The 21,449-nt window shown below is 57.2% G+C and carries 22 protein-coding genes; 1 reads left to right on the top strand and 21 read right to left on the bottom strand.

Annotation, left to right across the window (positions count from 1 at the left end; all coding sequences use genetic code 11):
• Position 1: 1 nt before the first annotated feature.
• The 13 genes from ABJT94_RS11045 to ABJT94_RS10985 all read right to left on the bottom strand — a co-directional run bounded on the left by ABJT94_RS11045 (position 2) and on the right by ABJT94_RS10985 (position 12,606).
• The gene (locus ABJT94_RS11045) at positions 2-658 is read right to left on the bottom strand and encodes a GNAT family N-acetyltransferase (protein WP_348475297.1); all 657 of its coding nucleotides are present in this window, start codon (positions 656-658) and stop codon (positions 2-4) included.
• Positions 659-762: 104 nt separating this feature from the next.
• On the bottom strand, positions 763-1,260 hold the full coding sequence (locus ABJT94_RS11040) for a type II secretion system protein M (protein ID WP_348475298.1): 498 nt from the start codon (positions 1,258-1,260) through the stop codon (positions 763-765).
• A complete protein-coding gene (gspL, locus tag ABJT94_RS11035; protein WP_348475299.1) occupies positions 1,257-2,516 on the bottom strand; it encodes a type II secretion system protein GspL in 1,260 nt (419 codons plus the stop codon). The genes ABJT94_RS11040 and gspL overlap by 4 nt, the downstream gene beginning before the upstream one ends.
• A gap of 16 nt (positions 2,517-2,532) precedes the next feature.
• The gene (gspK, locus tag ABJT94_RS11030) at positions 2,533-3,492 is read right to left on the bottom strand and encodes a type II secretion system minor pseudopilin GspK (protein WP_348475300.1); all 960 of its coding nucleotides are present in this window, start codon (positions 3,490-3,492) and stop codon (positions 2,533-2,535) included.
• Entirely contained in the window at positions 3,482-4,198 is a 717-nt protein-coding gene (locus tag ABJT94_RS11025; protein WP_348475301.1) for a type II secretion system protein GspJ, read from the bottom strand. Before ABJT94_RS11025 ends, gspK begins: the two co-directional genes overlap by 11 nt.
• Positions 4,195-4,569: a type II secretion system minor pseudopilin GspI gene (gspI, locus tag ABJT94_RS11020; RefSeq protein WP_164743792.1), complete on the bottom strand. Its 375-nt coding sequence runs from the start codon at positions 4,567-4,569 to the stop codon at positions 4,195-4,197. The genes ABJT94_RS11025 and gspI overlap by 4 nt, the downstream gene beginning before the upstream one ends.
• Entirely contained in the window at positions 4,559-5,122 is a 564-nt protein-coding gene (locus tag ABJT94_RS11015; protein ID WP_348475302.1) for a prepilin-type N-terminal cleavage/methylation domain-containing protein, read from the bottom strand. The genes gspI and ABJT94_RS11015 overlap by 11 nt, the downstream gene beginning before the upstream one ends.
• A complete protein-coding gene (gspG, locus tag ABJT94_RS11010) occupies positions 5,119-5,574 on the bottom strand; it encodes a type II secretion system major pseudopilin GspG (protein WP_348475303.1) in 456 nt (151 codons plus the stop codon). Before gspG ends, ABJT94_RS11015 begins: the two co-directional genes overlap by 4 nt.
• A gap of 6 nt (positions 5,575-5,580) precedes the next feature.
• Entirely contained in the window at positions 5,581-6,792 is a 1,212-nt protein-coding gene (gene gspF, locus ABJT94_RS11005; protein ID WP_348475305.1) for a type II secretion system inner membrane protein GspF, read from the bottom strand.
• A 2-nt stretch (positions 6,793-6,794) separates the two neighbouring features.
• A complete protein-coding gene (gene gspE / locus ABJT94_RS11000; RefSeq protein ID WP_127555359.1) occupies positions 6,795-8,288 on the bottom strand; it encodes a type II secretion system ATPase GspE in 1,494 nt (497 codons plus the stop codon).
• Positions 8,289-8,424: 136 nt separating this feature from the next.
• Positions 8,425-10,596 carry a response regulator gene (locus ABJT94_RS10995; RefSeq protein WP_127555358.1) on the bottom strand — a complete coding sequence of 724 codons (2,172 nt, stop codon included), beginning with the start codon at positions 10,594-10,596 and terminating at the stop codon, positions 8,425-8,427.
• A 334-nt stretch (positions 10,597-10,930) separates the two neighbouring features.
• On the bottom strand, positions 10,931-11,857 hold the full coding sequence (locus tag ABJT94_RS10990; protein ID WP_348475307.1) for an FAD-binding protein: 927 nt from the start codon (positions 11,855-11,857) through the stop codon (positions 10,931-10,933).
• Complete coding sequence (locus ABJT94_RS10985) at positions 11,854-12,606, bottom strand: electron transfer flavoprotein subunit beta/FixA family protein (protein WP_127555356.1); 753 nt, start codon at positions 12,604-12,606, stop codon at positions 11,854-11,856. The genes ABJT94_RS10990 and ABJT94_RS10985 overlap by 4 nt, the downstream gene beginning before the upstream one ends.
• Before the next feature lie 368 nt (positions 12,607-12,974).
• On the opposite strand from ABJT94_RS10985, the gene ABJT94_RS10980 reads away from it, so the two are divergent.
• A complete protein-coding gene (locus tag ABJT94_RS10980; RefSeq protein WP_348475309.1) occupies positions 12,975-14,630 on the top strand; it encodes an electron transfer flavoprotein-ubiquinone oxidoreductase in 1,656 nt (551 codons plus the stop codon).
• A gap of 421 nt (positions 14,631-15,051) precedes the next feature.
• On the opposite strand, the gene ABJT94_RS10975 is transcribed toward ABJT94_RS10980, so the two are convergent.
• The 8 genes from ABJT94_RS10975 to fabF all read right to left on the bottom strand — a co-directional run bounded on the left by ABJT94_RS10975 (position 15,052) and on the right by fabF (position 21,433).
• Entirely contained in the window at positions 15,052-15,579 is a 528-nt protein-coding gene (locus ABJT94_RS10975) for a DUF1285 domain-containing protein (RefSeq protein ID WP_348475311.1), read from the bottom strand.
• Positions 15,579-16,205, bottom strand: coding sequence for a TetR/AcrR family transcriptional regulator (locus ABJT94_RS10970; protein ID WP_348475313.1), 627 nt, complete (start codon positions 16,203-16,205; stop codon positions 15,579-15,581). Before ABJT94_RS10970 ends, ABJT94_RS10975 begins: the two co-directional genes overlap by 1 nt.
• 70 nt (positions 16,206-16,275) lie before the next feature.
• Positions 16,276-16,629 carry a PilZ domain-containing protein gene (locus ABJT94_RS10965; RefSeq protein WP_028669935.1) on the bottom strand — a complete coding sequence of 118 codons (354 nt, stop codon included), beginning with the start codon at positions 16,627-16,629 and terminating at the stop codon, positions 16,276-16,278.
• The gene (locus ABJT94_RS10960) at positions 16,626-17,582 is read right to left on the bottom strand and encodes a DNA polymerase III subunit (RefSeq protein WP_348475314.1); all 957 of its coding nucleotides are present in this window, start codon (positions 17,580-17,582) and stop codon (positions 16,626-16,628) included. The genes ABJT94_RS10965 and ABJT94_RS10960 overlap by 4 nt, the downstream gene beginning before the upstream one ends.
• Positions 17,579-18,199: a dTMP kinase gene (gene tmk, locus ABJT94_RS10955; RefSeq protein ID WP_348475315.1), complete on the bottom strand. Its 621-nt coding sequence runs from the start codon at positions 18,197-18,199 to the stop codon at positions 17,579-17,581. Before tmk ends, ABJT94_RS10960 begins: the two co-directional genes overlap by 4 nt.
• The gene (gene mltG / locus ABJT94_RS10950; RefSeq protein WP_348475317.1) at positions 18,196-19,242 is read right to left on the bottom strand and encodes an endolytic transglycosylase MltG; all 1,047 of its coding nucleotides are present in this window, start codon (positions 19,240-19,242) and stop codon (positions 18,196-18,198) included. Before mltG ends, tmk begins: the two co-directional genes overlap by 4 nt.
• Positions 19,235-20,071, bottom strand: coding sequence for an aminodeoxychorismate lyase (gene pabC, locus ABJT94_RS10945; RefSeq protein WP_348475318.1), 837 nt, complete (start codon positions 20,069-20,071; stop codon positions 19,235-19,237). The genes mltG and pabC overlap by 8 nt, the downstream gene beginning before the upstream one ends.
• Positions 20,072-20,194: 123 nt before the next feature.
• Positions 20,195-21,433: a beta-ketoacyl-ACP synthase II gene (gene fabF / locus ABJT94_RS10940; protein WP_348475319.1), complete on the bottom strand. Its 1,239-nt coding sequence runs from the start codon at positions 21,431-21,433 to the stop codon at positions 20,195-20,197.
• Between the last annotated feature and the right edge of the window lie 16 nt (positions 21,434-21,449).

Genomic DNA, 21,449 nt, shown 5'->3' with positions numbered 1-21,449 from the left:
TTCAAGCAGCCTGTTCTACGTAATTGGGGTTGGCTTTGAACAGTACAACCTCAGTCAGGTCGTTACCCATTTTGATGTCGGCGAAGCGCTCGTAGCCGAGGCTTTCATAGAATGTCAGGTAGCGGGTGTTGCCCGTATCGAGAAATACACCGATAGACTGGGCATCGTCACTGACCTGTTGATGCACGGCTTCCATCAGCAGGCGCCCGAGACCCTGCTTCTGAAATTCGGGGTGGATACCGATCAGGCTAACCGTGCGATGCGCCTTGTTGGGCAAACTGCTTTGAACGTCGTTGAAATACTGGATATACCGGCGGGTTCCTTCAAACCCGGCGGTCAGGGTCATTTTCAGGCGCCACAGGAACTGGCGGGATATGTCCATTTTCAGTTCAACGTCGCTGACGAAGGCCACGCCAAGTACCCGGCGATCCTGCTTGTGAACCACGCCCAGTACCGTTTCGCCGCGCTCGAAATGGAGGCGAATAAGCTCCCGTATGGTGGCTCGGATTCGTTGCTTGTAACCCGGGCGACTGCTGTCGAGCAGGTACTTGAAGGTGGGTTCGTCTTTATAGGAATGGTATAACAGCGACCGAGCCTGGCGACTGCAGCGTTCATCCAGTGCCATGAGTTCAACGTCGTTTAGATCAATAGTCGCCATACGGATTCCATACCCTCTGAGTTATTATGCTTTTATTGTTGACCATTGTAATGGTTACTATCAGGTATCTTGCCAGTATTTAGTCGACGATGAAATGATCCAGATCAGCGACTGAAACTGGCCTGCACCGAGACCTGCCCTGCCCGGTCAGTCGCCTCAAGCGTCAGTTGCGGTGCGCCAATGCCCCTGGCTTCCAGGGCGCCCAGCCAGCGCATCAGATTGGTAAAGCGCACGCTGTCGACACGAACCCGAATCTGTTCTCCGTCCGGTTCAAAGCTCTGGATGACCACACCGAAACGATTCGCCTGGTTGCGCACCTCAGCATTCAGAGACCCCCCTGCTGCTGGCCCCTGAGCACTGCTTCCCGCAGAGGCCATGGCCAGCGGTGCTCGCTCGACCAGTTGCCGGAAGGTCTCTTCAGCGGCTCTCAGGTCGGACCGGGTTGACTCGCGCCAGTTTAGTGTTGGGTTGATGATGCCGAACCAGAGCACCAGTAGTGCGCCCGTAACTAGCAGCACCGACAAGGCGCGGCGATCACGCGTGGGCAAGCCTTGCCAGCGCAGGGCGAGGGGTTCAAACAAAGTGGTTGCCTGAAGTGTCATGATTGTACCTCCCGGGTGGCCCGGTAGCGGCCACGAACGGCATCCCGATCCTGACTGGCTGAATATTCAACCCGATAGCCGGCTTGCTCGAGGCGACGTTTCAACTGTTCAAATTCGCCAAAGGCGTCGGATTCAGCGTTGCCATTACGGATGACGGTAAACAGCATTTCCCGCCGACTGGCCTGATAGCGAAAATCTTCCAGTAACAGGCCGGAATCGAGTGTACCGAGGGCATCCATGGCGGCAAGTACCGAACCGCCGCTAGCGTCATCGGGCTGCTGCATGGCTTGAATCCGGTTGTCCAGCTCACGCACCATCAGTGGTTGCTGGATGCGTTTGTTCTGTCCGAACACCTGTTTAAACACGGTTTCACTGGCGGTCCAGGTCGAAGCGGCCTCGGCTTTGTCCTGCCAGCCCTGGCTGATGGTCAGGCCGGTCCAGACGGCCAGGGCAAAACCGGCAGCGAGTGCCGTTGGTACCCAGTAGGCCGTGTGACTGCTGGATTTACGCAGCGCGAATGGCCCAGTCATCAGGTTTCCCTGATAGCGGCTATCGGCAACGGTTTCATCCCACTCCGGCAAGTCGGTTTCTGGTTTAACCTGCCAGTTGACGTCATCGCCCGCGGCTTCGAGCTCTGTTTTCAAGGTGCGCCCGAGGTCGTCGGCACTGCGGCTGGTCAGGGTAATTTGCAAGGCAGTCTCGCCCAGCCCCTGGCTGCGCTTCCACAATTCGAACCACTGCGAGAACCCATTCGGGTGGATCTGGTGTAATTCCCAACCGGCGCGGCAAAGCACCCGGCCAGAGGTAACGTCGATGCTGACATCCTGGGTTTCCGGCTTGCTGACCTGGCAATAGCCGGCATCGAAGGCCTGTACCAGCGTGAAGCCGCCCTCTGCCAGTGTCTCTTGCAGCTCGCGCAGACGCTGGGTTTCAATCACCACTACGGGCAGGCTGCCCTGGTTGGGTCTGGCCAGTGGAACGATGTGCAAGCTGTCGATGTCCTGAGCCAGTTGCTCTTCGGCGGCGAAGCGCAACACGGCCTCGGGAATTCTCCGCGCGCCACCGGGTACCGAGACCTGCAGTGCGGTAAAACCCTGATGCGGCAGATACACTCGAGTAGAGACCGCATCGAGGTTCCGATTCTGACGTTCCAGTTGTACGTCGTCCCAACGGCCTTCATGAACCTCGGTAGAATCGGACCAGCGCCAGCGCAGGCGGGTGGGGTCTTGCCAGAAAATCGAAATCTGCACGTTCATGAATACTCCTGCGCAATCATAGGGGGTCGTCCTTGGTGGTATCGCCCGGTGTCCGGTTCGCTTCAGTGCTGGCCTGGGATCTGAGCACAACACGAGCCGTGTCGTCGTCACGCAATAGCTGGCTGCTCTGGGTCAGGGTTCGGCCATCGAGCGTAACTTCAGCAAATAAGGTGAACCAGTCGGACGCAACAGTCAGGTTGTCGTTTAACAGGGGTACCGGCTGTTCGTCTTCTTCTACCTGAAACACCGCCTGATTCAACAGATCATCAACCGATTCATAGGGTTCTTCCGTTCGTTCCTGAACAAAGGTATCGACATCGCCCTCACTGAGATAAGGGGCAATGGTCATCAGTACCTCGGCCGGCGCTGTGTTAATGTTCAACTTGGTCTTCGGTGGCAAGGCGGCCACAAAAGGCTTCAAAACAGCCAGTACATCCCGGTCTACAGATTTTAGCAACAGCAGCTCGCTGCTGTCCGCCATTGGCTGAAAAGAGGGTGTATAAGGTGGCTCCTGGTCGCTGTAGTTAAATTCAGCACCACTGTCCGAATCGAACCAGTCGCTCAGTTCGTCGGCAATGTTCTCGTCGAGCCCCAGGGTTAACAGCAGCCGCTTCAACCCCGTTTTCGCGCCTTCCGGGTTGGCGGCTCCGGGATGCAGTGAATTCAGGTTAAATCGGCCCTGCAAGTCGTTCATTTCGAGGGAGATCACCCCCTGTTCTACCGGAAACGAGACGGCTGGCTGGTTCCAGAGTTCGCCCAGATGATCGGTTTCATTGTCTTTCCGGTCCAGTGCCAGCCCGACCCGGGCAATGTCTTCCGCACTGTCGATATAAGCCTGAGCCTGGCTCAGAAACAATGACTGATAGGCCCGTTCTATCTGAATTTTTTGTTCATACTGCAGGCGCGCAACGATGATCGCCAGCATGGCGAACACCAGTAACACCTGAATCAGGGCAAAGCCGCGCTCAGTCTTCATTGGCGGTCTCCGATACCCGGTAACTCTGGGGCACTCTGACCAGACGGCGGATGGCATCGTCCTGCCCGGTCTGCAGTTCAAACTGCACAGCCAGTAAACGGGGTACGGTATCCGGGTCGAGCAGGCCTTCAGGTGGCCAGGTATCCTGCCAGTTTTGTTCCTCGCCGATCTCAACAAGAAATTGCCATTGTAGCGATTGCACCGGCCGCATCAGCATCTGGTGTTGCCATTCAAGGCGACCGTCGTCATCCAGATGCTGTCGCTGGCTGCGAATCAGGCAATAGTGGCGTTCCCTGGGCTGAGGTTGCTGGTTGTCATCCAAATTGGGGCACAACTCACTGCCCTGCTCCGCCAACTGATAGCTGATGCGCTGCAGTGTTGACCGCTCGGTTTCCACGAAACGGCTCAGTGCCCAGCCGTTACGGGTCAGATACAGTGCATCCAGATCAAGCAGCATGGCATCCTGGTAATCGCCAAAAGGGTCCCTGACCGGACGATCCGGCGACCACTGGTGCAAGTCGGTCACCAGGGTGCGAACCACGCGGGTCAATTGTGAATAGTATTCGTTCTGGACGACCAGGGTGTCCTGAGTCTGACGTGATGCCTGCACCAGATAAAAGGTGCCAACGGCCAGAATGGCTGAAATGGCCATGGCGATAATCAATTCAATCAGGGTAAAACCGGAATGCTGGTCTGGTGCCGTCACGGGGTCGCTCCCAGCACCGCAATGAGAGCATCAACGGATGCGTCACTGTCCGGCGGAAAGGCGCGCAGCTCTACCCGCCGTAAAAAAGGACCCAGCAATTCCATTTCAACGGCGGTTACCGTTACTTCAACGCGCCAGGTCTGATCGTTGAAAGTTACCTGTTCAGTTTGAGTGCCGGGGTCGGGCAACCCGGTCATGCGTAATTGGCTGAGCACCGTATCGTTTACCCAGCGTGCCTGGGTTTGTTCCTGAATCTGCCGGGCGGACATCAGGTTCTGGGTATTGGCCAGTGACACGGCCCCGGCCATTACCGCAAAAATAGCCAGCGCGACCATGACTTCAATGAGTGTAAAACCGCGTTCAGCGTTCATCGCGTAACACCTTCGGCCGGTTAAACCCATCGGCCCGCACCCGAACCTCGTCGTTAATACTGCTGGTCAGGCTCAGCGTCAGATCATAGGCCGGGGTATAGTCTTCAGAGGGCAGCAGAATCACGTGTGGCTCCAGAGCAAACTGCTCGGTTGGTAGCGCCTGATTGAGTTCAATCCACTGGTTTTCGAGCGTCAGGCCTAATTGGATATCCTCTGATACGCCCCAGACTTTCTCTTCTTCATACAGCGACCAAACAATCTCCGGTTCGCTGAACATCTCGTCGCCTTCACGCCATTCCAGCTGATAAACACCATCCTGAACAAATATCAGGCCGCGCTCGCGGTTACTCAGCAAAACCTGATCCTGAATACGTTCCATTCGGTAGGCGTACTGACCCGCAGCTTGTTCCAGTTCCTGAACCGGGTCGTTGCCGGTCACCGCCAGTCTAACCGCGCCCGCCGCTATGCCGATGATGACAATTACAACCATCAGTTCGAGCAGCGAAAACCCTCGGGTTCCCTGGCTGCTGTGTGAGCGACGGATGGATTTCATTCCGTATCGTTGGACGAAATATCCTGGTTCAGCTCGTCGCCCCCTGGCTGTCCGTCTGCACCGTAGGAAATCACCTCGAAATTATTGTTGTTGTCATTGATGTAGGCGTACTCACTGCCCCATGGGTCAGTGGGTGTCTGACGCAAGTATGGGCCGCGCCAGTTACGGGGTTCCGGATTACCGGATGGCTTGGTCACCAGCGCATCGAGCCCCTGGTCGGTCGACGGATAGTGCGAATTGTGCAGGCGGTATGTCTCAAGCGCGTTCTCGATGGTCTTGATGTCCGTCTTGGCACCGGTAACCCGGGCTTCATCACCCCGACCGGTTACGTTGGGGACGACCAGGCCAAACAGGACGCCGAGAATAACCAGCACCACCATCAGTTCGATCAGCGTAAAGCCCTGTTGGTTAACCGGGCCCTGCTTGTGTGTATTCGGTTTGCGTTTCATCATTGTGTCCTAACCTACAAAGCTGTTCATTTCCATTATGGGCAGTACGATCGCCAGTACGATGATCAGTACAATGCCCCCCATCAACAACACCATCAAGGGTTCGAAGAGCCCCAGAATGGTGGCGATGAGTTCCTTGACCTGCTGGTCCTCGGCATCGGCTGTGCGCTGCAACATGCTGTCCAACTCACCACTGGCTTCGCCACTGGCGATCATGTGCAACATCATTGGCCGAAAGTGTCCGGCGTCGGCCAGGGCCTTGCCCAGACTGCCGCCTTCCGACACCCGTAAAGCGGCTTCCTTTACGCGTGCCTGAATTTCAAGATTAGTCACCACCTCGGACGAGATGCGCATGGCTTCAACCAGCGGCACCCCAGACCCGGAAAGAATGGCCACCGTGCTGATAAAACGGGCGGTATTGAAGCCGCGCGAGACCCGGCCAATCAGTGGCAGGCGCAGCAGCACTCTGTGGGTAATCCGGCGCCGGCGCGGAGCCCGGTTCCAGAGCATCAGCGCGATCACCATAGCCACGATTACCAGGCAGGATACCAGCCACCAGCTCTGAATCCACTCGCTGGCGGCGAGCAATGCCCGCGTCGGTCCGGGCAGCGCTTCACCGGTCGAGGAAAACACCCCAACGATGTCGGGCACCACAGAATTGAGCAGAAACACCACGATGCCAACAGCGACCAGTGTCAGAAAGGCCGGATAGATGGACGACATCTGAACCTGTTTGCGGGTTCGCTGCTGGTCTTCCATGTAGTCGGCCAGTCGCAGCATGACCCGGTCGAGGTGACCACTGTGCTCGCCGGCATCGACCGTTGCCCGGTAAAGCGGCGGAAAAGCCCTCGGAAAATCTTCCAGCGCTTTCGCCAGACTGTACCCTTCCATGACCCGGGCGCGAACACCGAGCATCAGACTGCGCACCCGAGCCCGTTCAGATTGCTCCGCGACAGCCCGGATGCACTCCTCCAATGGCATGCCAGAGGCGACCAGTGTCGACAATTGCCGGGTCAGCAAGGCCAGATCGGCTATGGACACCGACGGGCCACCAAAAAGGCCGGCAGACCGGGACTGACGCCGCTGAGTCATCTCTACATCGACCGGGAACCAGCCTTTGTCGCGCAATTGCTGGCGCACCTGTCGACTGCTGTCTGCTTCAATCACGCCTTTACGGCGTTTGCCCCTGGCATCGAGCGCCGCGTATTCGAAAGCCGCCATACTCAGTAGCTCCGATACACGCGCAGTACTTCCTCAACGGTGGTAAGACCCTTCAGTACCTTGTCTTTTCCGTCTTGCAATATGCTCGGCGACAGCGTCCGGGCGTGGCGCTCCAGATCAATATCACCGGCGCGGTCGTGGACCAGCTGGCGCAAGCCTTCGTCTACCCGAATAAACTCATACAGACCCAACCGGCCGCGATAGCCGGTGCTCTTGCAGGCCGAACACCCGGCGGCATGGTAGATGGTCGGCTTGTCAGTGGTCGAAATGCCCAGGAATTCGCATTCTGCTTCATCGGGCTGGTAAGGTGTTTTGCAATCCGGACACAGAGTACGGACCAGCCGCTGAGAGACCAGGCCGATCAGGCTGGAGGCCAGCAAAAAGGGTTCGATGCCCATGTCCTGCAAGCGGGTTACCGCGCCGGTAGCACTGTTGGTGTGCAGGGTCGATAACACCAGGTGACCGGTCAGGCTGGCCTGGACGGCGATGTCAGCCGTTTCATAGTCGCGAATCTCGCCGATCATCACAACATCCGGGTCCTGGCGCAGAATGGCGCGTAGCCCCCGGGCGAAGGTCATATCGACCTTGGTGTTCACCTGGGTTTGGCCAACCCCTGGCAGGCTGTATTCGATGGGGTCTTCCACCGTCATGATATTACGGCTGTGACTGTTCAGAGACTGCAGGGCCGCGTAGAGCGTCGTGGTTTTACCGGAGCCTGTCGGCCCGGTAACGAGAATAATGCCATGCGGGCGTTGAATCAGATCGGTGATGGTTTTCAAATCGCGCGGGTTTAACCCGAGCTGGTTGACGTCCAGACGCCCCGCTTGCTTGTCGAGCAACCGCAACACCACTCGCTCTCCGTGGTTGGAGGGAATGGTCGACACCCGCAAGTCCACTTCCCGGCCCGCAACCCGCAGCGCTATACGCCCGTCTTGGGGGACGCGCTTTTCGGCAATGTCGAGCCGCGACATGACTTTAATACGGGAGACCAGCAAGGGCGCCAGTGCCCGCTTGGGCTGCACCACTTCACGCAACACACCATCGACCCGAAACCGGATCGACAGGCGTTTTTCATAGGTTTCGATGTGAATGTCCGACGCCTGCTCGCGAATGGCTTCAGACAGAATGGCGTTGATCAGGCGAATGATGGGGGCATCGTCTTCCTGCTCCATCAGATCTTCGGTTTCTGGGACGGAGTCGGCCAGAGAGCTGAGATCCATGGTGTCGCCAAGCCCTTCCACCATCTGCATCGCGTCGTCGGAATCGGTGTGATAGGCACGGTTCAGGTAGTCGGAAAATTCCTGTTCGTTTACCTGCATGTGCGGGAAGACGCCCTGCATCAGGCGCTGAGCCTCCTGCAAGGCATTCAGATTCACATCCGGCCGGTACAACAGGCGTGGGCCATCTGCGTGGTCGTAATCGATCACCACACCATGGCGTTTGGCGAATGTGAATGGCAGGCGTCGTTCCGTAACGCCCTGGGGTACCGCATTCATTGCTGTGTCCTGTACTGAAGTCCGTTGTGTGCCGGCATCTTCGCAAGCGTCTTGCCCGCCCGATGCGTGAGTCCTGCCTTAACGACGGACGGTAACCATTTGAATTTGCGGAAGAATATCATTCATTCCGGGGGTATCAACCTACCCATCGTTGAATCAGTGTGATCAGGTTCTCATAGGTAACCGGTTTGGTCATAAAATCGTCCATTCCGGCCGCCAGACAGGCCCGTTCCTGTTCCGGCGTGTCTTCTCCGGTCAGCGCGATGATCGGCAAATGGGTTCCAGTGCCCATCTCCCGTTGCCGGATGATTCGGGTCGCCTCCAGCCCATCCATGCGTGGCATCAGACAATCCATAATCACCAGATTATAGGGTGGATCCTGAATTGCCTGTTGCGACGCTTCCAGACCGTTCACGCAGGTATCGACCTGCGCGCCCATACGACCCAGCAACCTCACCACCACTTTCTGGTTAACCATGTTGTCTTCCGCCAGCAACACGCGCACCTGATCACACCGGTACTCTGCCGCCGTGTCGACCCGGGTTGCCTCATGGGATTGCCGCAACATTTGCAACAGCTCATCCCGGGCGGCCGGTTTCTCTATAAACCGGAAGCCAAGCTCCAGATCCGCCAGCAAGCCGCGCTGCAACTGAGACGCATAGAGGAATACAGTGGTCTGTGGTGCTTCGGTTTGCAACCGGCTTTTTAGTAGCTTTACCTGTTCCAGATAACTTTGGGCACGGGCGTCCTCGACGGGCAGGTTGATCAGGATAAAGTCGGTAGGCTGAATCGAATCGCCTTCGAGCAGTCGCTCCAGCGTCCAGGTGGATACCGTCATTTCCCAGCTGTAAAACTCGGCACTGAGCGCGCGCTCGGTGACCGGGCTCAGATCGACCAGTGTAATGGACCGGCCGGCCATGTATTTGGCCGGTCTGAAGGAGCTGGCTTGCTGGGAACTGGCCTGAATGGGCAGTGAGACCACGATCTTTCTCAGATCCTGTTTCGACGATACGGTAAGCTTGGCATTCATCGATTTGAACTGCGCCGCAGCAACCATCAGGGTCAACTGGTCGGAGACGTCTTCGTCTTCGGGCAGGGTGTTCATGTTGCGGTTAATGGCGGCGCGCAAGTCCTCGTCACTGACCTCGGTATTGATGAAATAGAAAGACAGCAACAGGTTGTCTTCACCCTGCTCGGTATCCCCGTCCATGGCAATGCGAACCGTAATTTCACCCTCTTCCGCGCTGTCGAGCGTAAAGTCTAGCAGGCGGCGAAAGGCATTCGACAGCCACTGCGGGTCGAGCTCTATGCGTTCGGGTACCGAGGGGTGATACAAATAGGCCAGCTCAAGGCCGTGCTCATGCGCTTTGCTGCCCATATCGGACAGAGCATGCTCCAGTGTCTTGCGCAGATTGAATACGATTGACTGAGGCACCCGGGACTGGTCCCGCTGTTCGATAAAGGCCTCGAGATCAGTCACCAGATCCAAAATAGACCGGCCACTGCGACGGGCGATACTGAGCATCCCCTGGTGTTCCGTCGACTGTTCATCATGACTGAGCATGCCTAACACACCCAGCAACCCGCTCAGGGGCGTTTTAACCCGGTGCAACAGCTGATTGACGAAGCGCCGGTTGGTAGTGGCCTGCAACACATTCTCTTCACGGGCTTCTTCGAGCGCCTTGAGGCGCATCTTGAGTTCGTGGTTGTGCGTCAGAAAACTCCAGACCAGCTCTGAAACCCTGCCGGCCGTACTCACCAGGTAGAAATAAACGGCGATAAAGGCAATCCCGACCCAGACATGACCGGATGATTCCGCACGGATCAGGTAATAAAGACCAATAGGCAGTAATAGCACGGCGAGATACACACGAACCGTGCGGCCATAAAGGGAATACACAAAGGTGCCGCCCGCCGCTACCGACAGGGTGTACAACAAACCCAGCAAGGCAATCGGGTGTTCGGGCCCGTCCAGACGGTAAACCAGATAGGCCGTCCAGACCGCGGCGTGGAGAAAACCCGAGAGAATAAAGGTATCGCGCCAGCGAGCCGGGCCGCGGGCATACCAGTCGGAAAACTGGGCGATCATGATAAAGCGCCAGGCTGCCATAATGACCAGCGCCAGGCCAAAGACATAACTGGCATTGGGCGTAGGTCCCACGGCCAGCCACTGCCATTCCAGCAACAGAAACACCACAAAATGCAGGACAGCACTGGGCAGTCCTTGCCGGCTCAGGGTTTCATCGATTCGCTTCAGAATGGCGCGATCTTTCTGGGCTTTGTGCTGTGGCGTAAAAAACCAACTCATAGATAGTCATCCGACGCCGCTGCGTCCTGCAAAGACCGCCACTATACCCTCTGTTGGCCCGCCGCCCAACCGTGAGCGGGCCAAATCGGGCGGCTTTCGAAATTCAGTTTACTTCAAGGTGTTGGCCCGCAGCGGATACCGGGTATGCCTCTGTGGGGAAGTCTGCAACATGGATGTTGCGGCCTAGGCTCCATGGACGGATTAACGCCGACCCCAGAGAGGTACACCCGGTGCCTGACACGGATTCGTGGCACCAAATCACAAGCAAACTCCAAACTTGGATTATAAAAAAACCCGGCAGCGCCGGGTTTCTGAATCACAATCAAACCATGGCTCAGAGCGCTTTTTCAAACTCAGGCAAGGCGTCAAATAGGTCAGCTACCAAGCCGTAGTCGGCTACCTGGAAGATGGGTGCGTCTTCATCCTTGTTGATGGCGACAATCACCTTACTGTCTTTCATGCCGGCCAAATGCTGAATCTGACCGGAAATGCCGACGGCGATGTAGAGTTCCGGCGCTACGATCTTACCCGTCTGGCCAACCTGCATGTCGTTCGGCACGAAACCGGCATCAACCGCGGCGCGCGAGGCGCCGACGGCCGCGTCGAGTTTATCGGCCAGGGTGTACAGCAGTTTGAAGTTGTCGCCGTTTTGCATGCCACGACCACCGGAGACCACGATGCGGGCAGCGGTCAGTTCAGGGCGGTCCGACTTGGCCAGGTCTTCACCGACAAAGGCGCTGATGCCTTTATCGTGACCGCCGGTTACCGCTTCAACGGATGCAGAGCCATCCAGTTCACAAGCGTCAAAGGCGGTACCGCGCACGGTGATCACCTTGATGCTGTCGCTCGATTGCACGGTGGCAATGGCGTTACCTGCATAGATGGGACGCTTGAAGGTATCAGCCGATTCCACGCTGAGAATGTCTGAAATCTGCTCAACGTCGAGCAGAGCAGCCAGACGCGGCATCATGTTTTTGCCGTTGGTCGTTGCCGGGGCCAGTATGTGGCTGTATGACTTGCCCAGTTCAGCCACCAGGTCGGCCAGGTTTTCGGCCAACTGGTGGCCGTATGCCGCATCGTCGGCAAACAGAACTTTGCTGACACCAGACAGTTTGGCGGCTTCATCAGCCACGGACTGGGCGCCGGAACCGGCAACCAGAACATCGATGTCGCCTCCGATTTTAGCGGCAGCCGTGACCACATGGGACGTTACCGGAGCCAGCGATGCATTATCGTGTTCAGCTATGATCAGAATACTCATGACAGCACCTTCGCTTCGTTTTTCAGTTTGTCGACCAACTCGGCCACCGAGCCAACGGTAATGCCACCCTTACGCTCGGCAGGTGGCTCTACGCTGAGCACTTTAACGCTGTTGCTGAGCGTTACGCCGTAATCCGCTGCGGTTTTCTTGTCGAGCGGTTTGCGCTTGGCTTTCATGATGTCCGGCAATTTGGCATAGCGCGGCTCGTTCAGGCGCAGGTCAGTGGTGATGATGGCGGGTAAATTCAGAGACAGGGTCTGCAAACCGCCATCGATTTCACGGGTTACCTGAGCCTTGTCGCCATCTATTAACAGTTGGCTGGCAAAGGTGCCCTGGGCCATGCCGGTCAGTGCGGCAAGCATCTGACCAGTCTGGTTGTTGTCGCTGTCGATAGACTGCTTGCCCAGCAACACCAGGCCCGGTTGCTCTTCATCGACAATCGCCTTGAGCAGTTTAGCCACGCCCAGTGAGCTGGGGGCTTCGTCGGTAGTGATCAGGATGCCGCGGTCAGCACCCAGCGCCATGGCCTTGCGGATTTGCTCTTCGGCCTTGGCTTCACCGATCGACACGACCACAATTTCGGTGGCGGTGCCCTGCTCTTTCAGTCGCACGGCTTCTTCGACGGCAATTTCGCAGAACGGATTCATATCCATTTTCACGTTGGCCAGATCCACATCGCTGTTGTCTGGCTTGACGCGGACTTTGACGTTGTAGTCCACAACACGCTTTACCGGAACCAGAATTTTCATAGTGGTCTCGTGTCCTCATGGTCAGTTGACCGTCGAATTGGCGGTCGAAGTTTGGGGTTGGCGGCTCACCATCAGGGCATTGCCCTGGCAACCACGCACGGCGGACATTTAATCCGTTTTAAACGAAAATTTCAAACAGTTGTTTTAATTTTTCCGGTTGAGCAGGTAAACTCGGTGCCAAATCGAGGTGGCGCCGCAGCTCTGTCTTTACCCAGACGGTGACCTGTACGCTCTCTATGGCGCCAAACCCGGTCATTACAATCGTATGCGAGTCACAGGTTGCGCGGCCGAGACCGGTTTCGCCATCCCGTTACCGTAAAGCCCAGTTACCGGGCCGTTCGCCCCGGTAATTCGTTCAGGAGGTCCCTATGGAACGCGAATCCATGGAATTTGACGTAGTTGTTGTCGGCGCAGGCCCGGCCGGTCTGTCTGCAGCCATTCGGCTGATGCAAGGTGCGGCCGATGCTGGTCAGGAATTATCCGTCTGTGTCGTGGAAAAGGGATCCGAAGTGGGAGCCCATATTCTCTCTGGCGCCGTCTTCGAGCCACGTGCCCTGAATGAACTGATTCCCGACTGGAAAGACAAGGGTGCCCCGCTGAACACCTCCGTGACTGGCGATGACATCTATATGCTGCGCAATGAAAAAGCGGGCATCAAGGTGCCCAATGCGTTTGTGCCTGCAACCATGCACAACGAAGGCAACTACATCATCAGCCTGGGCAACCTGTGCCGCTGGCTGGCTGAACAGGCCGAAGGTCTGGGCGTTGAGATTTTCCCCGGCTTTGCCGCGGCCGACGTTTTGTATGGCGAAGACGGTTCCGTCGAGGGCATCATCACCGGTGACATGGGTGTCGCCGCTGACGGTTCAGAAAAAGACGGCTACATGCCTGGCATGGAACTGCGCGCCAAGACCACCCTCTTTGCCGAAGGCGCACGCGGTCACCTGGGTAAAAACCTGATTCGCACCTTTCAACTGGATGCCGGTAAAGACCCACAACATTATGGGCTGGGCATTAAGGAGCTGTGGGACGTCGACCCTTCGGTTCACCAGCCAGGCAAGGTGGTTCACACCGCAGGCTGGCCGCTTGCTGAACACGGCGCTCACGGCGGTTCCTTCATGTACCACATCGAGAACAACCAGGTAGTACTGGGACTGATCACCGATCTGGGCTATCAGAACCCCTACCTCAGTCCGTTCGATGAATTTCAACGCATGAAACACCACCCGTTGTTTGCCAACACGCTGAAAAACGGCAAGCGCGTCTCGTACGGTGCCCGCGCTATTGCCAAAGGCGGCTTGCAAAGCCTGCCCAAAATGCACTTCCCCGGTGGGTTATTGATTGGTTGCGATGCTGGCACGCTGAACTTTGCCAAGATCAAGGGCAGCCATACCGCCATGAAGTCTGGCATGGTCGCTGCTGACGTCATTCTGGAACGCGCCAAGGGAGACTGGCAAGCCGGTCAGGACCTGGCGGAATACGCCACGGCGTTTGAACAATCCTGGGCACACCAGGAATTGCATCAGCAACGCAATTTTGGCCCGGCGCAGCACAAGTTCGGTAATGTGCTCGGCTCGGCCTATGCCTTTATCGACATCAACCTGTTCCGCGGCAAACTCCCCTGGACCATGCAGGACACGACGCCGGATTATGCTCAGACGAAACTGGCCGGTGACTGCCCGCAACTGAGCTACCCCAAGCCGGATGGCGTGTTGAGCTTCGATAAGCTGAGCTCGGTGTATCTGTCGAACACCAATCACGAGGAAGACCAGCCGGTGCACCTGAAACTGGCGGATGCCTCCATTCCAATAGCCAATAACCTGCCAAAATACGCCGAACCTGCCCAGCGTTATTGCCCGGCTGGTGTTTACGAAGTGGTTGAGGATGAAACCGGGGAAAAACGCTTCCAGATCAATGCGCAGAACTGCGTGCATTGCAAAACCTGTGACATCAAAGACCCGGCGCAAAACATCACCTGGGTTACGCCAGAAGGTGCGGGTGGCCCAACCTACCCAAATATGTAAGCTTGGATCATCCCGGGCACTGACTTACGGCACAGGCGCCCGGATTACTCAAGTTTCGGAGTTCGGTTGTGCCTTGGTACCATGAGTCCGTGGCAGGCACCGAGTGTACCTATCTGGGGTCGGCGCGGACCCATCCATGGGGCCTAGACTTCGGCATCCATGCCTCAGACTATCCCCAGATAGGTACACCCGGCACCTGACACTCAATTGGTTGCGCAAACTCCTAAGCTTGGGTATGCATTTGGCAAGCGACGGGTGGCCGGGCTGCTTTTGCGGGGGTATCTGAGGTATGGATCGGTACGACGCCTCGGCCGAAGTTAAGCCTACACGGATGTATTTACGGCGCCCCCCGCAAGAGCAGCCCGGCTATCCGTCGCGGGTTCAAGGTATAAACCCAATTTGGACTCCGAACCTTGAGTTCCTAGCCTTCCAGCTCAGCCAGTAAGAATCTTGTCCCGCCACTGCTAAGCCAAAGCTTACCCTGATCGTCGGGCGACGCTGCTTCCAGCGCGCTGGTCTGCCATTGATACATCACATTCTGATGAATGCGTGCGGGTAGGTTTCGTCGCCACTGCATAACCGGCTCGCCGGATGGGTCGGTGATATCGAGCGGGTGTGATGCGTCGAGTGGCTGCTGCTCACCCAGGTTGTTGGTTACGATCCAGGTATCATCAACGCGCTCAGCCGACACGGCGACGAAGGGGGTTGCCTCGACTCTAATGCCCACCTTCTCGACCGGCGTCACCAGAAAGTAGTCGTCCCCTTCCCGTTTTAGGATGGATGCAAATAATTTGACCATGGCAGGCCGGCCAATGGGGGAACCCTGGTACGACCACTGACCGGACCGGTGAATCACCATATCCAGATCGCCACAGAAGTCCGGACTCCACTGGTCTACCGGTGGAAAGTGTTGGTCGCCTATCTGTCGCAGCAGGTCATCCAGTCTCATCAGGGCTCTCCTCGGGCTCCGGCCTGTTCGGCCAGGCGGGTCAAAAAGCGTTTAAAGCCGCGCCGGTCCTGAACCAATTCCAGATACATGGGGTTGTTTCTCAGTGACACCATGCCATCGGCCAGCAACCAGACCAGAGAATAGAGGTAGCGCAGGTCATCGTCGTCCTGATGGGACTCCACCCCCCATTGGTGGCGCGCCAGTTCGGTAAACTGCTCCACATGGTTGCGACGCAGGCGCTGCCATTGCTGAAACCGTTCCAGGGACGAGTCACTGGCGTTCAAATGACTTTCAAGACGAATAAAAAGTCCATAATTATCAATGGATTGCAGTCGGTAGTTAAGAAACTCTCTCATCAGATGCGCGATGCCCAGTTCCGGCGATTCACGGCACTCTTTGAACAGGGGGCTCAGCCCCAGCTCGTCATTCAACAGCAACGCAGCGTAGACATCGTCCTTGCCACTGAAATAGTGGTAGAAGACAGACCGGCTGATGGCGGCGGTTTGAATTAGGCGGGTGACGGACACCTGCTCTTCACCAACCAGCATAAAGAGGTTCAGTGCAGAGCTTAGAATGGCCACTTCGGTGGGGTGCTGGTCGGATACGCTGGCTATCGGCCTGAACATGGTCTAGCTCGTCAGTCGCGGAAAAGCAGGCTGCGCGGTTCCTCGCTTGAAGGTCAACAGCGCTGTCACCTTACATGGTATGAGTGGGTTTTTCGGAATTCAGTGCACCGGCCAGATAGGTTTCGATCTTATCTTTGGCCAGCTCATTCTTCTTGCTGAACTGAACCCCAATGCCGGTCGCCCGGTTGCCCTGGGCGCCCCGGGGGGTGACCCAGATGACCTTACCGGCTACCGGTATCTTTTCCGGCTCTTCCATCAGGTTCAGCAACAGAAAGACATCGTCACCCAGGTTGAACTTCTTATTGGTGGCGATGAACAGACCACCGTTTTTCACAAAAGGCATATACGCCGCGTACAGCACTGCCTTGTCTTTCATCGTCAGCGACAAGATGCCATTGCGTGGGCCACCGAGTTTTGGATTCATGCGTTTCCTGTCATTTCCAGCCAGCGAGCAGACAATTGCTCACTCCACATCTGTTGATTCAGGTTCGCCTGCTGCTGCAGGCCCTGCTTTAACTGCACAATATAGTCTCTAAACCGAAAAAGCGACACCACTGGCAGCCCCTGCAACGCCTGGACGAGATCTTCATCACGCTCCGGCACCGGCGCGGACTGCTGGTTCAACCGGCGAATGGCCGTGTCGACCCACAGCAGAGCCTGGTTCAGCAGCTTCTCAGGATCCTGTTGCTGAATGAATAATGCCAGTGCTGTGAAGTTACGTTCCTGCAAAAAGCAACTGACTTGCCGGTCCCACTGCTCGATGGCTTCATCGGTAACCAGTGCGGCGGCCAGGGGCGCGCCGTCGACCATGGCCAGGCGTTGCTCGGGGCGTTCTATGCCGTTATCCGTTAGCCATTGCCGGGCGCCTGAGGGGCCCGGTTGCTCAAGCTTGTAAAGCCGGCAACGGGACCGAACAGTCGGAAGCATGCGCGACAGCGAGGTGCTTTCCAGAATCAGGTAGGTATTGGGCGTCGGTTCTTCGAGCATTTTCAGCACGGCGTTGGCCGCTGCCGTATTCATTTTTTCACTGTGCGTCAGCCTAATAACCTTGTTACCACCCTGCTGGGGGGTTTCATGCATAAAATCAGCGATGCCCCGAATCTGATCCACCTTGATGGTGAGACTCTTGCCTTCCGGCTCCAGGACCCGACTGTCAGGATGGGCCCCGGCCTTAACCAGCAGGCAAGACTTGCATTGACCGCAAGGCTCTATGCCAGGCTGCTTACACAACAAACCGCACCGTAGATAGTCGCCCAGTAGTGACAATCCATCCCCTACCCGGCCAACCAGCATCAGCGCATGGGGCAGTCGCTGCCCGGCAAAGCTCGCGTTAACCTGGCTGGCAATGTCCCGGGTCCAAACGGGCAGTTCATTCATGAGTATCGGGCCTCCAGGGCCTGAATCAGTGCAGCGCTGACCGACTCGATGGAACCGGTAGCATCGAGCCTGACAAAGCGTTGCGGGTCTTCCTGGCAGCGGCGTTCATAGCCGGCCCGGCAGCGCTCAAAGAAAGCAATGTCTTCGGTTTCAATTCGATCGAGCTCACCGCGCTGCCGGGCGCGGGCCAGCCCCACCTCGGCCGGGCAATCGAGCCACAAGGTCAGGTCAGGCCGGAACCCTTCGAGTACCCGGCGCTCCAGGTCCACGATATGATCCCAGGGGATGCCGCGCCCGCCCCCCTGATAGGCATAGCTGGCGTCGGTAAAACGGTCACTGACGACCCACTGGCCTCGGGACAACGCGGGCAGTATGGCAGCACTTAGGTGCTGACGCCGCGCGGCAAACACCAGCAACAGCTCAGTCCAGACATCAACGGGTTCTTCATGGTGGGCCAGCAAAACCTCACGAATCTGTTCGGCCATGGCGGTACCGCCCGGCTCGCGCGTGACCATGGGCTGGGCAAAACGCTCAGTGACCCAGCTGGCCAGCACATCCCGCTGGGTAGACTTACCAGCGCCTTCTAGGCCTTCGATTGAAATGAATTGAGGGTTCACGACCCGTCTCCCTGTTCTTCGGCTGGCGGCGCAGAGCGGTAGTCGTCCCGCCGTTGAAAACGCTGATACTGACGCACCGCCTGGTTATGCTCTTCATAGGTGTCGGAGAACTGGTGGGTGCCATCGCCCCGGGCGACAAAGAACAGCGTTGTGCCTTCGGCCGGGTCAACCGCTGCTTCGAGTGCCCCGCGCCCGGGGTTAGCAATTGGCGTTGGCGGCAGGCCGCTGCGGGTGTAGGTATTGTAGGGCGTATCCTGACGCAGGTGGCTGCGTGTCAGGTTGCCGCTGAAGTCCTCACCCAGGCCATAAATCACTGTCGGGTCAGTTTGCAGCCGCATGTTTTGGGCCAGTCGCCGGGAGAAGACACCGGCTATCTCTGGCCGTTCAAAAGCGGCACCGGTTTCGCGTTCAATAATGGACGCCAGAATCAGCGCCTCATAGGGGGTGTCTACCTGCGTGGATTCGGCGCGGTTCTCCCAGGCCCGACTAAGCTCCTGTTGCATACGCTGGTGCGCCTGCCTGAGAATGTCCACATCGGCCGTGCCGCGCTCAAACAGGTAGGTATCCGGGAAAAACCAGCCTTCGGGATGCTGCTGGTCGATGTCCAGTTTTTCAAGCACCGAGGCAGTATCGGTGTCTGTGAGTGTATGATTCACGGCCTCGTTAGCGGCCAGTGCAACCAGGAACTGCCGGAAGGTCCACCCTTCGATAAACTGCACGCTGTACTGGATTTTCCGCCCTTCGATCATCCGGTTTACCGCGTCGCTGCTGGTATCGTCGGGACTCACCCGGTATTCGCCACGCTGAATCGCGGTTTGCTCCTGATACCTCAGCCAAAGCTCATGTGCCCGGGCGTACTGAATCCAGCCTTTGGCTTCGAAATCATTCAACACCCGTCTAAGTGAAGCACCTGAGGGGACCGTATAGGTTTGCTCGGAGGTCAGCGCCATGGGGGAATCGATACGATCCTTGAGGTAGAACGCGGCGCCAAAACCCGCACCAACCATCAACAGTACCGCGATAACTATCAGTCGTTTAATCAAGATTCAATCCAATCCGGTGTTGTAGGGAGGCCAGTTCAGTCGGGTCTCCCAGGGGTAGCGGAACGTCATTGAAATGCGTAACCCGAACCAGCCCCATCAGGGCGTTGCCAATCAACAGCGCTTCACAACTGGCCAGGTCATCTGGCCTGATGTCTGCGATACCCAGCGCCTGTTGACCAATGTCTAACCAGCGCCTGCGGATAATGCCATTCACACCCGCTCGTTTCAGCCCCGGCGTTAACCACTGTCCGCCGCGGCAATAAAAGACATTGCTCATGCTGCCTTCAACTACCCAGCCCTGGTCGTCGCACAGCAGCGCTTCATGTGCCTGAAGGCTTCGCGCTGTTTGCCGGGCCAGCACGGAATCCAGACGATTCAGGTGCTTGATACCCGCCAGAGCGACGTTGACCGATGCCGGAATGGGCGAGGTCACTAACCGGGCTCCTGATTCATACCAGGGGGCCGGACGATACTCGAACAGCTGCAGTAGCCGGTCGGTTTGCTGGGTTGCCGGATCGTAATCGTAACCCCGACCCGCCGCGTGCCTGCCCAGCGTGATTTTCAGCACCGCTGGCGCTTCAACCGTCTTTAACAGGGTATCGATATCTGACTGCAGGGTTCGCTGATCCTGCCCGGTCCAGGCAAGGTTCAAACGAGCTGTGCCTTCCTGCAGACGCTGCAGATGGTCGCTTGCAAACCGCAGCCCCTGCCGGGTTACCAGGCAGGTTTCAAACAAGCCATCACCAAACGCCAGCATTCGGCTGGGCAGTGGGAGTTGGTCGATCGGTTGGCTGTTTAACAGGCAGGCTAGCATGGGATTCAGGCGCATTGAATGAGCCCGTCAGTGTACCCGATCCCAGGCGAAGCGCCCAGTTCGACCAGGGATAAACAAGCAGGGGAACAAGGTGCGCTGACCGCCTCGGCCAACGCACTCTGTTCCGCTTTTGGACCCTTAAACCTTGCTGAAGATCAGGGTGCCATTGGTACCGCCAAAGCCAAATGAATTCGACAAGGCGTGGTTTATTCGCATTTCACGGGCGGTGTGTGGTACGTAGTCCAAATCACAGCCTTCGCTCGGCGTCTCCAGGTTGATGGTCGGCGGTGCCACCTGATCGCGGATGGCCAGTACCGAGAAAATCGCCTCAACCGCACCGGCAGCACCCAGGAGGTGACCGATCATCGACTTGGTTGAACTCATGACAATCTTGTCGGCATCAGCGCCATACAATGTTTTGGCAGCCTGGCTTTCCGCTTTGTCGCCGGCCGGCGTCGAGGTACCATGCGCATTGATGTAATTCACATCAATGGGGTTCAGCTTCGCATCCTGCACGGCATTGCGCATGGAAGCGCAGGCCCCGGCACCGGTTTCGGGTGGTGACGTCATGTGGTAGGCATCGCCGCTCATGCCAAACCCAGTAAGTTCGGCATAAATGGTCGCGCCCCGGGCCTTAGCGTGCTCATACTCTTCAAGCACCATAACTCCGGCACCATCACCCAGTACAAAGCCATCGCGGTCTTTATCCCAGGGGCGACTTGCCCGGGTTGGATCATCGTTTCGGGTCGACAGCGCGCGGGCAGCACCAAAACCGGCAATACCCAGAGGCGTAGAGGCCATTTCGGCACCGCCGGCTACCATCACATCGGCATCGCCATAGGCAATGGTTCGCCCTGCATAACCGATGTTGTGCGTACCGGTGGTGCAGGCCGTGGTGATGGCAATGTTAGGCCCTTTGAAGCCGTAATCGATCGACAGATAACCGGCGATCATGTTGATGATGGCTGAGGGTACAAAGAACGGCGAAACCCGACGTGGCCCGGACTTATTCAGGGCATCGTGGTTGCGTTCAATGGTATCGAGACCGCCGATCCCGGCGCCAATGGCCAGGCCAATGCGATGGGCATTGCTTTCGGTGGCTTCAATGCCCGAATCACGAATGGCTTCGATGGCGGCCGCATAGCCGTACTGAATGAAGCCATCCATTTTCTTGGTGTCTTTGGGGTTGATGTAGGCAGCCGGATCAAACCCCTTCACCATGCAGGCAAAATTCGTAGTGAACTTCTCGGTATCGAACTTTTCGATGGTGGAAGCCCCGCTCTTACCCGCCAGAATTCCGGCCCAGGTAGAGACAACATCGTTACCCAGTGGGCTGAGGCAACCCAGACCGGTCACAACGACTCTTCGACGTGACATAGTGTTCTCCAAATAA

Origin of the sequence: Saccharospirillum sp., from assembly GCF_039982735.1 — a bacterium.
Taxonomy (GTDB): domain Bacteria; phylum Pseudomonadota; class Gammaproteobacteria; order Pseudomonadales; family Natronospirillaceae; genus Saccharospirillum.
This window is presented reverse-complemented; position numbering and strand designations above follow the sequence as displayed.

What these genes read in the sequence shown, in the direction of transcription:
- ABJT94_RS11045 (WP_348475297.1), bottom strand. Translation starts at nt 658, where the DNA reads ATGGCGACTATTGATCTAAACGACGTTGAACTCATGGCACTGGATGAA.
- ABJT94_RS11040 (WP_348475298.1), bottom strand. Translation starts at nt 1,260, where the DNA reads ATGACACTTCAGGCAACCACTTTGTTTGAACCCCTCGCCCTGCGCTGG.
- gspL (WP_348475299.1), bottom strand. Translation starts at nt 2,516, where the DNA reads ATGAACGTGCAGATTTCGATTTTCTGGCAAGACCCCACCCGCCTGCGC.
- gspK (WP_348475300.1), bottom strand. Translation starts at nt 3,492, where the DNA reads ATGAAGACTGAGCGCGGCTTTGCCCTGATTCAGGTGTTACTGGTGTTC.
- gspI (WP_164743792.1), bottom strand. Translation starts at nt 4,569, where the DNA reads ATGAACGCTGAACGCGGTTTTACACTCATTGAAGTCATGGTCGCGCTG.
- ABJT94_RS11015 (WP_348475302.1), bottom strand. Translation starts at nt 5,122, where the DNA reads ATGAAATCCATCCGTCGCTCACACAGCAGCCAGGGAACCCGAGGGTTT.
- gspG (WP_348475303.1), bottom strand. Translation starts at nt 5,574, where the DNA reads ATGATGAAACGCAAACCGAATACACACAAGCAGGGCCCGGTTAACCAA.
- gspF (WP_348475305.1), bottom strand. Translation starts at nt 6,792, where the DNA reads ATGGCGGCTTTCGAATACGCGGCGCTCGATGCCAGGGGCAAACGCCGT.
- gspE (WP_127555359.1), bottom strand. Translation starts at nt 8,288, where the DNA reads ATGAATGCGGTACCCCAGGGCGTTACGGAACGACGCCTGCCATTCACA.
- ABJT94_RS10995 (WP_127555358.1), bottom strand. Translation starts at nt 10,596, where the DNA reads ATGAGTTGGTTTTTTACGCCACAGCACAAAGCCCAGAAAGATCGCGCC.
- ABJT94_RS10990 (WP_348475307.1), bottom strand. Translation starts at nt 11,857, where the DNA reads ATGAGTATTCTGATCATAGCTGAACACGATAATGCATCGCTGGCTCCG.
- ABJT94_RS10985 (WP_127555356.1), bottom strand. Translation starts at nt 12,606, where the DNA reads ATGAAAATTCTGGTTCCGGTAAAGCGTGTTGTGGACTACAACGTCAAA.
- ABJT94_RS10980 (WP_348475309.1), top strand. Translation starts at nt 12,975, where the DNA reads ATGGAACGCGAATCCATGGAATTTGACGTAGTTGTTGTCGGCGCAGGC.
- ABJT94_RS10975 (WP_348475311.1), bottom strand. Translation starts at nt 15,579, where the DNA reads ATGAGACTGGATGACCTGCTGCGACAGATAGGCGACCAACACTTTCCA.
- ABJT94_RS10970 (WP_348475313.1), bottom strand. Translation starts at nt 16,205, where the DNA reads ATGTTCAGGCCGATAGCCAGCGTATCCGACCAGCACCCCACCGAAGTG.
- ABJT94_RS10965 (WP_028669935.1), bottom strand. Translation starts at nt 16,629, where the DNA reads ATGAATCCAAAACTCGGTGGCCCACGCAATGGCATCTTGTCGCTGACG.
- ABJT94_RS10960 (WP_348475314.1), bottom strand. Translation starts at nt 17,582, where the DNA reads ATGAATGAACTGCCCGTTTGGACCCGGGACATTGCCAGCCAGGTTAAC.
- pabC (WP_348475318.1), bottom strand. Translation starts at nt 20,071, where the DNA reads ATGCGCCTGAATCCCATGCTAGCCTGCCTGTTAAACAGCCAACCGATC.
- fabF (WP_348475319.1), bottom strand. Translation starts at nt 21,433, where the DNA reads ATGTCACGTCGAAGAGTCGTTGTGACCGGTCTGGGTTGCCTCAGCCCA.